This window comes from Streptomyces cyaneofuscatus (assembly GCF_042718795.1).
In the GTDB taxonomy this organism is placed as follows: domain Bacteria; phylum Actinomycetota; class Actinomycetes; order Streptomycetales; family Streptomycetaceae; genus Streptomyces; species Streptomyces cyaneofuscatus_A.
This window is the reverse complement of sequence record NZ_JBHXOX010000040.1, coordinates 51696-65952: the sequence shown is the minus strand read 5'-3', so window position 1 is coordinate 65952 and position 14257 is coordinate 51696. Positions and strand designations below refer to the sequence as shown.

The 14257-nt window shown below is 71.1% G+C and carries 9 protein-coding genes and 2 pseudogenes; 3 read left to right on the top strand and 8 right to left on the bottom strand.

Features of this window, described 5'->3' with window-relative positions:
- Positions 1–112 precede the first annotated feature (112 nt).
- The 3 genes and pseudogenes from ACFWRT_RS34070 to ACFWRT_RS34060 all read right to left on the bottom strand — a co-directional run.
- Positions 113–1030: pseudogene (locus ACFWRT_RS34070) on the bottom strand (alpha/beta fold hydrolase); the annotation flags it as partial.
- 23 nt (positions 1031–1053) lie between these two features.
- Positions 1054–2322 (bottom strand): beta-ketoacyl-[acyl-carrier-protein] synthase family protein, encoded by a 1269-nt coding sequence (locus ACFWRT_RS34065; RefSeq protein WP_380952372.1) that lies wholly within the window; start codon positions 2320–2322, stop codon positions 1054–1056.
- On the bottom strand, positions 2319–2552 hold the full coding sequence (locus ACFWRT_RS34060) for an acyl carrier protein (RefSeq protein ID WP_380952371.1): 234 nt from the start codon (positions 2550–2552) through the stop codon (positions 2319–2321). The genes ACFWRT_RS34065 and ACFWRT_RS34060 overlap by 4 nt, the downstream gene beginning before the upstream one ends.
- A 544-nt stretch (positions 2553–3096) precedes the next feature.
- On the opposite strand from ACFWRT_RS34060, the pseudogene ACFWRT_RS34055 reads away from it, so the two are divergent.
- Both ACFWRT_RS34055 and ACFWRT_RS34050 read left to right on the top strand, forming a co-directional pair.
- Positions 3097–5400, top strand: a pseudogene (locus ACFWRT_RS34055) (AbfB domain-containing protein); the annotation flags it as partial.
- Positions 5401–5403: 3 nt separating this feature from the next.
- Positions 5404–5895 carry an AbfB domain-containing protein gene (locus tag ACFWRT_RS34050; protein ID WP_380952415.1) on the top strand — a complete coding sequence of 164 codons (492 nt, stop codon included), beginning with the start codon at positions 5404–5406 and terminating at the stop codon, positions 5893–5895.
- An 88-nt stretch (positions 5896–5983) separates the two neighbouring features.
- On the opposite strand, the gene ACFWRT_RS34045 is transcribed toward ACFWRT_RS34050, so the two are convergent.
- The 5 genes from ACFWRT_RS34045 to ACFWRT_RS34025 all read right to left on the bottom strand — a co-directional run bounded on the left by ACFWRT_RS34045 (position 5984) and on the right by ACFWRT_RS34025 (position 12260).
- Positions 5984–7027: a LacI family DNA-binding transcriptional regulator gene (locus tag ACFWRT_RS34045; protein ID WP_380952369.1), complete on the bottom strand. Its 1044-nt coding sequence runs from the start codon at positions 7025–7027 to the stop codon at positions 5984–5986.
- 77 nt (positions 7028–7104) lie between these two features.
- The gene (locus tag ACFWRT_RS34040) at positions 7105–8928 is read right to left on the bottom strand and encodes a glycoside hydrolase family 43 protein (protein ID WP_380952368.1); all 1824 of its coding nucleotides are present in this window, start codon (positions 8926–8928) and stop codon (positions 7105–7107) included.
- Between the two features lie 34 nt (positions 8929–8962).
- Positions 8963–9874, bottom strand: coding sequence for a carbohydrate ABC transporter permease (locus ACFWRT_RS34035; protein ID WP_380952367.1), 912 nt, complete (start codon positions 9872–9874; stop codon positions 8963–8965).
- Positions 9875–9904: 30 nt separating this feature from the next.
- Positions 9905–10867 carry a carbohydrate ABC transporter permease gene (locus tag ACFWRT_RS34030; RefSeq protein ID WP_380952366.1) on the bottom strand — a complete coding sequence of 321 codons (963 nt, stop codon included), beginning with the start codon at positions 10865–10867 and terminating at the stop codon, positions 9905–9907.
- Between the two features lie 112 nt (positions 10868–10979).
- Positions 10980–12260, bottom strand: coding sequence for an extracellular solute-binding protein (locus ACFWRT_RS34025; RefSeq protein WP_380952364.1), 1281 nt, complete (start codon positions 12258–12260; stop codon positions 10980–10982).
- 358 nt (positions 12261–12618) lie between these two features.
- On the opposite strand from ACFWRT_RS34025, the gene ACFWRT_RS34020 reads away from it, so the two are divergent.
- A complete protein-coding gene (locus tag ACFWRT_RS34020) occupies positions 12619–14247 on the top strand; it encodes a glycoside hydrolase family 26 protein (RefSeq protein ID WP_380952363.1) in 1629 nt (542 codons plus the stop codon).
- Positions 14248–14257 lie beyond the last annotated feature (10 nt).

Here is a 14257-nt window from a genome sequence, read left to right as displayed (position 1 = left end):
TCCGGGTACGCTCCTCTGTTTTATACCCCCCCCCCCGTGGGGGGGGGGGTACATCTTTCCCCCCGCCCCCCCCCGCCGGGGGGGGGGGGGGGGCCCCCCCCCCCCGGCCCCCCCCCGCCCGGGCACCCGCCTGACGCGGCAGGCTGACGGGGGCGGCGGCGCGCTGCGCCTCCGTCTCCGTCTCCGTCTCCGTCTCCGTGAAGAACCGTGACACCAGCTCCGCGACCTCCACGGCCCGTTCCAGGACCACCCAGTGGTCGGACTCCGGAACCGTCAGGAACCGGCTGCCCTCGATGGTCGCCGCGAACTCCCGCTGCCGCTCCGGCGAGGTCACCGTGTCGTGCTCCCCGGCGAAGACCAGGGCCGGCACGCCGCTCAGCCCGCCGGAGAAGTCCGGCCGGTCGGCCAGCGCCCGGTAGAGCGAGTCCGTGGCGTGCGGCGAGTGGGTGAGCGCGTGCAGGAACGAGCGGCGCACATAGCGGCGGGCCAACTCCCTTCGGTGCACGGTACGTTCCGGGTCCAGACACATTAGCGCGTCGGCGGCGAGCGCGGCGAAGCCGTCCAGGTCCCCGCCCGCCAGCACCTCCCGCGCCCGCTCCCAGCACTCCACCTGGGCCTCGTCGATGTGGACCGGCACGCCGCCGAGGGCGAGCCGGGCGACCCGCTCGGGATGGTGCTGGGCGAAGCCGAAGGCGATGGCGGTGCCGTAGGAGAAGCCGAAGAGGTTCAGCCGGGGGGCGCCGAGGTCGTCGGCGATCCGGAGCACGGCCCGGCGCAGGATGTCGGCGCTGGGGCCGGGCGGCAGGGGGTCGGCGGAGCCCATGCCCGGCAGGTCGGCGGTGACCACGTCGGTGGCCGGGCCCAGGTGGTCGTCCATCTGGGGCCAGCCGTACATGCCCTGGAGGGCGCCGCCGAGGACGAGAGCGGGTTCGGTGGCGGGGGCGGCGCCGCTGTCGGAGGCGTGCGGCAGGACGCGGTAGCCGTACCGCACTCCGTCCACCGACAGCGTACGGATGATCTCCTCGGGCATGTGGTCGCCCAACTCCCTTCCGTTCAGGCTCTGGTGAGGACGAGCGCCGCGTTGTGTCCGCCGAAGCCGAGCGAGGTCTTCACCGCGCAGTCGAACGAGGCGCTGCGGACCTCCTTGGCGACGACCTCCATCGGGATCTGCGGGTCGGGTGCGTCCAAGTTGACGGTGGGCGGGACCAGTTGGTGCTGGAGGGCCAGCACGGTCAGCGCGGCCTCGATGCCGCCGGCCGCGCCGAGGGTGTGTCCGGTCATCGCCTTGGTGGAGGTGACGAGGGGGCTTTCGCCGAGGACGCGGCGGAGCATGGTGGCCTCGATGAGGTCGTTGGAGAGCGTCGAGGTGCCGTGCGCGTTGACGTGTCCGACATCGGCCGGGGAGAGCCCGGCGTCCGCGAGGGCGGTGCGCAGGGCGCGTTCGATGCCGAGCCCTTCGGGGTCCGGGGCGACGGCCGAGTGGGCGTCGCTGGAGGCTCCGTAACCGTTCACGTGGGCGCGGACGGTGGCGCCGCGGGCGCGGGCGTGCTCGGGGTGCTCCAGGACGAGGAGGCCCGCGCCCTCGCCGACGACGAAGCCGTCGCGGTGGGTGTCGAAGGGGCGGCAGGCGGCCGCAGGGTCCTCGCGGCGGGTGGAGACGGCCTTGAGGCTGCACGCGCTGGCCAGCAGGAGGCGGGTGCAGGTGGATTCGGCGCCGCCCGCGATGACGATGTCGCAGGCCCCGGAGCGGAGCATCTGGTGGGCGGTGCCGATGGCGACGGTGCCGGAGGAGCAGGCGGTGGAGACGGCCTGGCTGGGGCCCTGCACACCGAGGTCCAGGCTGACGCTGCTGGCCGCGCCGTTGACGACGCTGAGGGGGGCGAGCTTCGGGGAGACCCGGCGGGCGCCGCGCTCGGCGAGGACGGCGTACTGCTCGTCGTAGAAGGGGAGCCCGCCGTGGGCCGAACCGATGACGATGCCGACCCGGCCGCTATCCCAGAGGGCCGGGTCGAGCCCGGCGTCCGCGATCGCCTCGCGGGCGGCGATGACGGCGAGCTGGGCGAAACGGTCCATCAGCCGCTGGGCGGCCACCCCGAGCACCTCGCGCGGGTCGCAGTCGGTGACGGAGTAGAAGAAGTCGCAGGGCAGGCCCTCCAGTTCGGGCCGGGGGCCGACGGACGGGGCGAGGCCCTCGGTGACGCCGCGCCAGGCGGCCCGGGCGCCCGTACCTGCCGCGGTGACCAGGCCGACCCCGGTGACGGCGGCGGCGAACGGGGCGAGCGGTGTACGTCGGTAGGGCGCGGGGGCCGCCGGGGCGCTCATGCGGTGGCCTTCACGTGGACGACCTCGATCAGCCGGCCGAGGGTGTCGCGCGAGGTGAGCACGACGTCCTCCAGGTCGACGTCCAGCCGGTCCTCGATGAGCAGCCGCAGCTCCTCCAGGGCGAGGGAGTCCAGCCGCAGCCGGTGCAGCGGAACGTCGGGGCCGAGAGCCTCGGGGTCGGTTCCGAACTTCGCTACCAGCAGGGCGCTGATCTCGTCCGAGGTGCTCATTGGCGCTCCTGGGCTCAGTGACGCGGTGACGCCGGCCGCGCGGGTTGGGGGTGAGGTGGGGAGGGGCCATCGGGGGACGCCGGCTGCTCCGGAAGGACCCTTTATACGCCTTCACCGAGGAGTTCCCAGCCTGCGTTCCCCCGTGCGGTGGGACCCCTGTCCAGGTGTACGAATCCCTCGGTGCGGCCGGACGGGGGTGCGGGGTCTCCGGGGGGCCTTCGAGGCCCGCGAGGAGAACCGGATTCCCACACGACTCGACAGAGCGACTCGGCATGCACCCCACCCCATGGTGGGAAACGTTTGATAATTGATGGTTCCTGAGCGATCCCGTTTGACAATGTTTCATGCTACGTTCCCCCCTGCCTCGATCCGAACTCCCCCTCCGGAGAGGCGATATGGGGCTCTCTCTTCTGCACACCGCGCCGCTCGCCCATCCCGCACGGACTGCCGCACGCCGCCTCAGCCCTTCCGGCCGGGTGGCGCGTCGGACGCCGCGCGCCGTCCTGTCTGGAGGAGATCCATGAGACGCGTCGCCGTCTTCCTGATGGCCCTGCTGGTGGTGGCCGGAGGTCCGTTCCTCACCCGAACCGCCGCTGCCGCCGTCGTACCCAAGGCCCCACCGCTGACCACCCCGTGGACCGATCAGGTGTCCACCACCAATCCGCTGCCGGACTATCCGAGACCCCAGATGACGCGGCAGGCCTGGCAGTCGCTCAACGGGGAGTGGGAGTTCCTGAACCCGTCGGTCGACGGCGCCGGGAACGTCAACCGGAACGCCGCGCCGCCGATCGGCCAGACCCTGCCCGAGCGCATCCTCGTGCCCTACCCGGTCGAGTCGGCCCTGTCCGGCATCATGCGCAACGACAACCGCGACCTGATGTTCTACAAGCGCGCCTTCACCGTCCCGCAGAGCTGGAACGGCCAACGCGTCCAACTGCACTTCGGCGCCGTCGACTACGAGGCCACCGTCTGGGTCAACGGCACCCAGGTCACCACCCACAAGGGCGGCTACGACCGGTTCGAGGTCGACATCACCCCGCAACTGCGTCCCGGTTCGAACGAGTTGATCGTGCGCGTCTACGACCCGACCGACGGGCGCGGTGAGAAGCAGCCCGTCGGCAAGCAGACCGACAATCCCACCGGGATCTTCTACACGCCCAACTCCGGAATCTGGCAGACCGTCTGGCTGGAGCCGACCCCGGCCTCCTCCCTCTACTCGGTCGACATCCGCCCCGACCTGGCGACCAACACCGCCCGGGTCCGCGTCTTCACGCGCGGCAATGTCAGCGGCCACACGGTCCGGGCCGAGGCGCTGTCCGGTGCCACCGTGGTCGGTGAGGCCACCGGCGGCTTCACCGAGTTCTCCGTACCCGTGCCGAACGCCCGGCGCTGGTCGCCCGACGACCCGTTCCTGTACGACCTGCGGGTCACCCTGCGTAACGCCTCCGGCGCCGCCGCCGACAGCGTCACCAGCTACTTCGGTATGCGGGAGGTCGGCAAGAAGCTGGTCGACGGGGTCCTGCGGCCCACGCTGAACGGGGAGTTCGTCTTCCAGATCGGCACCCTCGACCAGGGCTACTGGCCCGACGGCCTGTACACCGCGCCCACCGACACGGCCCTCGCCTTCGACCTGCAGAAGCACAAGGACCTCGGCTTCAACATGGTGCGCAAGCACATCAAGGTGGAGCCGGCCCGCTGGTACTACCACGCCGACCGGCTCGGGCTGCTGGTGTGGCAGGACATCCCCTCCACCCAGGCCTTCGACCAGAACCGTACCCCGGCCCAGGCCGCCCAACTGGAGACCGAGGCCCGCGAGATCATCGACGAGCACCGGTTCTCCCCGGCGGTCATCTCCTACGTCCCGTTCAACGAGGGCTGGGGCGAGTGGGACCTGAACGCCACCCGGCGCATCGCCGACGAGCTGAAGAGCTACGACCCGTCCCGGCTGATGAACGCGCACAGCGGCTACAACTGCTGTGTCTCCAAGGGCGATCCGGGCAACGGCGACATGCTCGACTGGCACGTCTACACCGGCCCGGACGCACCGCGCCCCACCGCCACCCGGTTCTCCGTACTCGGCGAGTTCGGCGGCATCGGACTCCGTACACCCGGTCATGAGTACAGCCCCGACAACAAGTTCTTCGCCTACGAACAGGTCTTCAGCAACGCCCAGCTCAACGACCGCTACACCGGCATGGTCCGCGATGTGCAGCAACTGATGACCACCAAGGGCGTCTCGGCGTACGTCTACACGGAGATCACCGACGTCGAAGGCGAGTACAACGGGCTGCTCACCTACGACCGGCGCGTCCAGAAGGTCGACACCGGCCAGCTCCGGGCGGCGCACGGCGCGCTCATCGCGGCCTCCCGCAACCTCAACTCCACACCGCAGCACACCCTCGGCCACGTCCGCTCCTTCCGGGTCACCACCCCCGGCTTCACCGACCGCTACCTGCGCCACGCCGACTCGGTGGCCCGCACCGACGTCCTCTCCGCCGCCTCGTCGGACACCGGCCGCCAGGACGCCTCGTACCGCACCGTGGCCGGTCTCGCCGACCCGCGCTGCGTCTCCTTCGAGTCGGTCAACCAGCCCGGCCGCTACCTGAGGCACGCGAACAGCCGGGTGCGGGTCGACGCGAACACCGGCGGGCCGTTCGCCGCGGACGCCACCTGGTGCGCCCGCACCGGCCTCGCCGCCGGCGGCACCTCGTACGAGTCGTACAACCTCCGCGGCTCCTACCTGCGGCACTATGCCGACAACGTCTACCTGGCGCGCAGTGGCGGCCCCGACTCCTGGGACAACGCTGCCGGTTTCGCTGCCGACGCCACCTGGAACAGCGCCGAGCCGGCCCTGTGGCGCAGCTCCGTCCTCCTGCCCACCGACGTACGCCGCTCGCTGCGGGTCACCACCTGGGGCCACACCGACCGGTATCTGCGGCACGCCGACAGCCTCGCGTACACCGAGGTCGTCGGCGCGGGCAGCAGCGCCACGCTCAAGCAGGACGCGACGTACACCGTGCGGCGCGGGCTGGCCGACTCGTCCTGCTACTCGTTCGAGTCGGTCAACTTCCCCGGCCAGTTCCTGCGGCACGCCGACAGCCGGGTGCGCAACGCGCCGGGTGAGAACTCGGCGCTCTACCGCCAGGACGCCACCTTCTGCGCCCGGCCCGGCGTCGGCGGAACCGGCGTCACCTTCGAGTCGATCAACCTTCCGGGGTCCTACCTCCGTCACTTCGACTCCGCGGTGTACATAGCCTCCGGTACGGCGGGCGACGGCTTCAACCGGCCGCAGACCCTGACGGCGGACAGCAGTTGGACGCTCGCCGCTCCCTGGGCGCCCTGACCCGGTGACGGTGACGGCATGAGGCCCGTACCGCGGTGTTCTTCGCGGTACGGGCCTCATTCCGTCGGGAGTGCGGTCAGGAGTGCCGTCAGGAGCCCGGTCGCGGCGGCGCGGTGCTGGCCCGGGCGATCAGCTCGGTCGCCATCTCCAGCCGCAGGTTCTCCACATGCTCGCCGTCGATGATCCGCAGCAGCGTGGTGGCCGCCATCGAGGCCATCTCCAGCAGCGGTTGGCGCACGGTGGTCAGAGCGGGGTGGGTCCAGCGCGCCACCGGAAGGTCGTCGAAGCCGACGACACTCACGTCCTGCGGGATGGCGAACCCGCGGTCCCGGAGCACCTCGAAGGCGCCGAGCGCCTGGAGGTCGCTCGCGGCGAAGACCGCGGTCGGCGGCTCCTCGCCCCGGGCGGCGGTCAGATCGAGCAGACGCGCCATCTCGGCCCGCCCGGAACGGTCGTTGAACTCGCCGTACGCCACCCAGCCCTCCGGAACAGGTAGTTCGGCCCGCTCCATCGCGGCGTGGAAGCCGTCGGCCCGCGCCCGGCTGCACAACAGGTGCCGCGGACCGGCCAGATGGGCGATCCGGGTGTGGCCAAGGCCGATGAGGTGTTCGCAGGCGCTGACCGCGCCGGCCCAGTTGGTCGCGCCGACCGTGGGCACCAGGGCGTCGACGCTGCCGACCGGGTCGACCAGGACGAAGGGGATGTCCATGGCGACCAGGCGCTTGCGCTGCTGCGGGGTCAGCTCGGAGACGACGAGGATCGCCCCGTTGCTGCGGCGGGCCGCGAGCTGGTCGAGCCACTCCCGGGTGTTGGAGCTGCGGCCGTGCACCGCCGAGACCACCATGCCGGCGCCGGCCGCGTCGAGGACCTCGTCGACGCCACGGAGGATCTCCACCGACCAGAGGCTGTCGAGCTCGTTGAGGACGAGGTCGATCACACTGCCCCGGCGGCGCGTCGGGCGGCGCTCGTAGCCGAGGTCGTCCATGACCGATTCGACGCGCTCCTTGGTTCCGGCGGAGACGTCGGAGCGGCCGTTGAGGACCTTGGAGACGGTGGAGACGGAGACCCCGGCCACGGAGGCGATGGCGCTGAGCGTGGTCCTGCCGGTGGCGTTGGTGCTGTCCGCCGTCATTCCTGCCGTCCGTTCCGCCTCGTCGTGTCTCCGCTGCCGTCCGGGGAAGCGTAGCGGCCGGGGGCCGGAGAGCGTGCTCACCCTCCGTCGGGCCGCTCGTCGCTCCCGGGCCGCTGGGCGCCCGGCTGCCCGTGCTCGGTCCGGGTGTTCGGCTGTCGGTATTCCGCCCAGGAGAACGTGGCCGTGGCGCCCGCGCCGGTGAGGTCCTGGGCGCAGAGTCCGACGAAGGCGCCGGTGAACCCCCAGGAGGTGAAGTGCCCGGTGGCCGGGTCGCCCCGGGTGGCGCTCTCGTCGGAGAGCCGGGTGGTGTCCAGCCAGGGACCGACCGGCTGCGGGGCGGTGTGCGGGCCGGTGCGCCAGGAGAACCGGGCGCGGGCGCCCCGGCCGGTCAGCCGCAGCTCGACGGGTCCGTCGCCGAGGGGCACCGGATCGCACGGTTCGGTGTAGTGGCCGTGGTCGCAGACGCCGACGCGCAGGACCCGGCCCAGCTCCTCGTCCCGGGTGAGGTGGAGGTAGTGCCAGAGCGTGGAGTTGTAGTAGTGGACCAGGCCGGCCATCTCCAGCGGTGAGCGCGGATCGGCGTGCAGCCGGGTCGCGAAGGTGAAGTGGTGGGCCTGCTGACGGCGGGCGACCAGACTCTGGCGGTGGGTCGAGCCGAGCGACTCGCCGCCGCGCAGCCGGAGCCGGCCGGGGTGTTCGGTGAGGCTGAGCCAGGAGGGGTCGGGGTGGCGGCGCAGGGTCGCCCAGGCGGGGCCGAGCTCCGGCCCCTCGAAGAGGTCGCGCTCGGGCTCGGCCGGGAGCGGGTCCGGTGCCAGGGCCGGTCCCGCGACGACGGGCCGGGGCAGGGCCGCACCGCCGGCCGGAACGGGCGGTGCGCCGCCGAGGCGGGGCCAGCCCTCGTCGTTCCATTCGATGCGCTGGATGGCCGATTCCCGGCCGAGGACGCAGGCGCCGAGCGGGCTGAGCGGGCGGGCCATGAGGTGGGCGAGGAACCACTCTCCGGACGGGGTGGCGACCAGGCTGCCGTGGCCGGCCTTCTGGAGCGGCAGGTCTTCGTGCCCGTGGGCGGTGAGCAGCGGACCGGCGGGATCGGCCTCGTACGGGCCGGTCAACCGGCGGGAGCGGGCCACGGTGACGGCGTGCGCCCAGGAGGTGCCGCCCTCGGCGGTCAGCAGGTAGTACCAGCCGTCGCGGCGGTAGAGGTGCGGTCCCTCGGTGTGGGCGAGGGAGGTGCCGGTGAAGATGCGGTGGAGCGGGCCGGTGACCCGGCGGGCGGTGCGGTCCCACTCCTGGAGCAGGATCCCGCCGAAGGGGTGGCGGCCGGGCCGGTGGTCCCACTCCATCCACAGCGCCCAGCTACGGCCGTCGCCGCCTTCGCCGTCGTGGCTGTCCTCGCCGTCGTCGTGGAAGAGGGACGGGTCGAAGCCGTGGGAGGGGAAGGGGGCCGGGTCGGACCAGGGGCCGGTGATCGCGGGGGCGGTGATGACGTGGTTGCGGACGTCCTTGAAGGCGCCGGAGAGGTTGGTGACATCACTGTAGACGAGGTGGAAGAGGCTGTCCGTGTACGAGAGGCACGGCGCCCAGACCCCGCCGGAGTCCGGGCGTCCGGTGAGGTCGATGAGGCGCTCCTCGCGCAGCAGCCCGCCGAGCGGACGCCAGTGGACGAGGTCGCGCGAGTGGTGGACGGCGACGCCCGGCAGCCATTCGAAGGTGGAGGTCGCGAGGTAGTAGTCGTCGCCGACGCGGAGGATCGAGGGGTCGGGGTGGAACCCGGGCAGTACGGGGTTGACGATCGTCCCGTACGTCTCCGGCGTCGCGGCCCGCGAGTCGGTCGGCCCGGTGGGGCTCCCGGGCTTGTCGCGGGGGCGTTCCGGGTCGCGGAGGCGCTGCACGGCGGTCATGGGTACTCCGTTGGTCGTGGGGTGGCGGGCCGGGTCAGCCCTTGACCGCGCCGGCCATCACTCCGGAGACGATCCGGCGGGCCAGCAGGGTGAAGACGACGAGGACGGGCAGCACCGAGACCACGACGCCGGCGAGCATCAGCGTGTAGTCGGTGTAGTAGCCCGCGGCGAGCTGGTTGAGGGCGATCTGTACGGTGCCGTTCTCGGGCGGCAGCGCGATCAGCGGCCAGAAGTAGTCGTTCCAGGCGAACATAAACGTGAACATGCCAAGGACCGTGGCGGTGGTCCGTACGCCGGGGACGACGACGTGCCAGTACGTACGCAGGAGCCCGGCGCCGTCCACTCGGGCGGCTTCGATGAGCTCGTCCGGGATGTTCTCCTCGATGGCCTGGCGCATCCAGAAGACGCCGATGGCGGAGACCAGCGCGGGCACGATGAGCGCGGCGAGCTTCCCGTACAGGCCCATGTCGGTGACCAGCATGTACAGCGGGATGATGCCGAGCTGGGTCGGGACCATGACGGTGATGACCACGCACACCAGCAGGACGTCGCGGCCGGGGAAGCGCAGCTTGGCGAAGGCGAATCCGGCGAGCGAGGAGAGCAGCACGTTGGAGACGGCGGTGGTGGAGGCGACGATCAGTGAGTTGCCGAGGGCCTGCCAGAACGCGGAGAGTTCGAAGACCCGCTGGATGTTCTCGACGAGGTGGCCGCCGGGGACGAGCGGCGGGGTGGAGCCGGCGAGGACGGAGTTGTCGTCGTGGGAGGCGACGACGAAGCTCCAGTAGAGCGGGAAGACGGACGCCGCGATGACGGCGGCGAGCAGGCCGTACGCGACGGGCCCGGCCTGGTCGGGGCGCCGGGGCACCTTGCGCAGGAGTGCCCGTGGCCGCCTCTCACGGCGTTCGGGCCGTGCGGGCGGGAGGCGGGTGGGGGTGGCGATGGCCATACGTTGCTCCTGAAGACTCCGGTGACCGGGTCAGTTGCGGCCGGAACGGCGGGCGAGCAGGAAGTTCACCGCGGCGATGAGCGCGATGACGAGGAAGAGCACCCAGGAGACGGCGGAGGCGTATCCGGCGTCGTTGTTGATGAAGCCGTACTTGTAGAGCATCAGCGTCAGCGTCTGGAACTGGTGCTCGGCGCCTCCTTCGGCGTTGCCCTGCTGGTCGAAGAGGAAGGGTTCGGCGAAGAGCTGGAGGCCGCCGATGGTGGAGATGACGACGGTGAAGACGACGGTGGGCCGGATGGCGGGCAGCGTGATCTTACGGAACGTCAGAAAACGTCCTGCGCCGTCGAGTTGCGCCGACTCGTACAAGGCGCGCGGGACGGCCTGCATGGCCGCCAGGTAGATCAGCGCGTTGTAGCCGGTCCAGCGCCACATCACCATGAAGCTGATCGCGAGGTGCGAACTCCAGGTGTCAGCCGTCCAGTCGACGGGTTCGCTGATGATGCCGAGCCCTTCGAGGGCCCAGTTGACGATGCCGAAGTCGCGGCCGAAGAGCTGCGAGAAGACCAGCGCGACCGCGACGACGGAGACGTACTGCGGCACCAGGACGAGAGCGCGCCAGACGCTCGGTGAGCGCAGATGGCGGTCGAGGAGCCAGGCCAGGGCGAGGGCGGCGAGGAGCTGCGGGACGGTGGAGAGGACGAAGATGCTGAGCGTGTTGAAGGTGGCGGTGTAGAAGTCGGAGTCGGACAGCAGGCGGGTGAAGTTGTCGGCGCCTACCCATCCACCGGGCCCGGCGAGCCGGTCCCAGTCGTGCAGGGAGACCCAGAAGGTCTGGAGCAGCGGGTAGAGCCCGAAGATCCCGAAGACGACGAAGAAGGGGGCGATGAAGAGGTACGGGAGCAACTGCCGCCGGGAGTGCGGCCGGCCGGTGCGGTGCCCGTTCCTCGTCCGGCCCGGGAGGGTGCCCGGGGTGGTGCGGAGCTGGAGCGCCATGCTCGTTCTCCGATGGGGGTCGCGTAGGGGCGGGGGTGGGCCAGGCCCGGGGCGGCGGCGGGTCCGGTGGTGGGCCCGCCGCCGGGGGGCGGGGTGCGCGGTTCTCGGCTGGTCAGCGGAGGTTCTTGTCCGCCTCGCTCAGCGCCTTGTCCCAGGCCTGCCCCGCGTCGGCCTTGCCCTGTTCGACCAGTTGCAGCGCGTTGCCGAACGGGATGCGGGCCTGCTGGTCCTTGGTGCCGCGGTAGTTGGGCTGGAGGCTCTTGGCCGATGCGGCAAAGATCTTGCCGGTGGGGGCGTCGCTGAAGAACGGCTGCGCGGCGCCCTGCACCTCCGGGTCGTCCAGGACGGAGACGAGCGAGGGCAGCGCCCCGACGGGACCGGTGAAGATCTTCTTCTGCGAGGCGGCGGAGGTGAGGAAGTCGGCCAGTTCCGCGGCCTCCTTCGCGTGCTTGCTCTGCTTCGGTACGGCGAGGAAGGAGCCGCCCCAGTTGCCTCCGCCGCCCGGCACCGTGGCGATGTCCCACTTCCCGGCCGCGCTCTCACCGGCCGCCGTCTTGATCTGGCCGGTCATCCAGGCGGGACACGTCATGGTGGCCATGCGGCCCTGCTTGATGCCCGCGTTCCACTGCTGGCTGAAGGGCTGGAGGTTGGCGGACTGCTGGTCGGCGGTGGCGTCGGCGGTGGCGCGGAAGAACTCGCGGACCTTCGGGTTGGTCCTGCCGATGTAGGCGTCGTCGGCGTCGAAGAACCCGTACCGCGTCTGGTTCATCATCGCGGTGAAGATGTTGCCGGAGCTGTCGAACCAGGCCTTGTCCTTGACCTTCGCCCGGAAGGTCTCCCCGGTGGCGAAGTAGTCCTCCCAGGTGGGCCAGAGCTTTCCGACCGCGTCACGCTCGGTGGGCAGGCCGGCCTGGGCGAACAGGTCCTTGCGGTAGCAGATGGCGAGGCTGCCGACATCGGTGCCGTACCCCATGACGAAGTCGCTGGTGCCGAGGGTGCCCTGCTCCCACTTCCAGTCGAGGTACTCGCTTCTGCGCTCCGACGCCCCGTGGTCGGCGAGGTTGGTGAACTTGTCCTTCACCGAACGGAACTTGGGCAGGTAGCCCTCCTCGATCGCCACGACGTCGGCGGCTCCGCTGCCGGAGGCGATCTGTGTGGAGAGCTGGTTGTGGTGCTGGTCGAACTGGGAGATGCGCTCCTTGACGACGATGTCGGGGTGGCTCTTGCGGTACTCCTCGATCAGCGGCTTGTAGCCGAAGTCGCTGAACGTGGCGACGGTCAACGTGATCTTCCCGCCCGACTCCCCGGCGTCCGAGCCGCAGGCGGGGACGGCGACGAGCGCGACGGCGGCGGCGAGCGCCGCGGCGGTTCTGCGGGCACGCGAACGGCCCATGGTGGTCCTCCGGGAGAGGTGCTGGGAGAGGTGCTGGACGAGTGGGCACCAAGGTCGCGGGCGTCGAAAATCATGTCAAGAGTTTCGCGAAAATCACCGGTAGATTCCCGAACCCTCACTACCTCATACGCCACGAAGCAGGACGATCCAGCAGCCCAGGCTCGTTCATCGGGTGCGCAACCCCGCACGCACGGAACCGAGTTCACGTTTTCGCCGGGCCACCACGGCTGACCTGCACACCCTTACGAAACTTTCGGCGACTGTTGTCCTCGCCGCCGCCCGCCTCCATCATGCGAGCGCTCACCTCACCTCACCGCGTCGCGCCGCAGCCGACGCCGTAGCCGAATCCGGAGCCGCCATGACCGTCCGCTGGCACCAACGACCACTGCACCGATCCCTCGTGGCGGGGGCCGTGGCCCTCGGGGCGCTCGTCGCCCTCGCCGCGCCGAACACTCCCGCCGGAGCCGCCGCGCCGGCCGGGCGGGGCGTACCCGCCGACGGCAAGGTCATGCTGGTGATGGGACAGGACAGCGACACGCTGTCGGACTACCGCACCGACGTCCTGACCAAGCCGGCGCTCGACGCCCCGGCCCCCGGTGGCGTCACGCTCTACACCAACCTCGTCCTCGGCGGCTCCCCGGCCCCGCTCGCGGGGATGGCCGGCCCGGCCAACTGGGGCGCGGGAACCGTCGACTTCGCCCGTACGCTCCGCGAGTACCCGGGCGCCACGCTCGCCGTCGGCCTCTACCTCTCGGACGCGACCAGCGGCTGCGGCAACCAGCCGCTGCGCGCGATCATCGGCCGCAACGACGCCGATGTCACGACCGGGAACCCGAACCTGATCACGCAGTACCGGGCCAAGGTCGACGAGATGGTGAACCGCCTCAAGGGCTACGACCGGGACGTCCTGCTCCGCATCGGCTACGAGTTCGACGGCCCCTGGAACTGCTACAACGCCGACTTCTACAAGGAGGCGTTCCGCTTCATCAAGGGCCGCATCGACGCCCTCGGCGCGGCCCGTGTCGCCACCGTCTGGCAGAGCGCCGCCTGGCCGGTCAACACCCACCCCGACCGCCCGGACTACCACTACATCGTCACCGACCCACGGCACTTCGACACGTGGTACCCCGGTGACGCCTACGTCGACTGGGTGGGCACCTCCTCCTTCTACAACTCCCGTTCCGTGCAGTCGCAGTGGGGCTGCGGTACGTACGACACCGATCCGGTGGGCCTGCAGAACCGCCTGCTCGACTTCGCCCGCGCCCACGGCAAACCGGTCGCGGTCTCCGAGGCGGCGCCGCAGGGCTCCCGTACCGGCGCGAAGACCAGGAGCTGCATCTTCCGCAACAACCCGGCGGGCTCCAGCGGCCAGGCCATCTGGGACGGCTGGCACGCCGGCTACTTCGACTGGGTCACCCGCAACCGGGACGTGATCCGCTCCGCCGCCTACATCAACACGAACTGGGACGCCCAGACCCAGTGGCAGTGCCAGTCCGGCGCCCAGGCCGGCGGACCGGGCTGCGCGAACGGCAACTGGGGTGACTCCCGGGTCCAGGCCGACCCGACGGTCCTGAACAACTTCCTCGCCGAGATCCGGAAGCCGCAGTGGACGAACGGCAACGGCGGTACGACCCCGACGCCCACCCCGACGCCGACACCCACCCCCACCCCGACTCCCACGCCCACACCTACTCCCACCCCCACCAACCCGGCCCCCGCCGACTTCACCCAAGGCGTGACCGGCACCCCCGCCGCCACCGTCTGGTTCCGGCCACGAGGCTTCACCGCCACCTTCGTCACCGTGCAGTACCGCCTCAACGGCGGGTCCCCGCAGAACCACTTCCTCACCTACGACAGCGGTGACGGCCGCTGGGAGCTCCCGGTCACCGTCCCGGCCGGCTCGACCCTCACGTACTCCTTCAACTACCAGCCCACCACCGTCACCCACCAGACCACCACGCCCACCTACACCTGGACCGCCCGCTGACCCCTGCCCC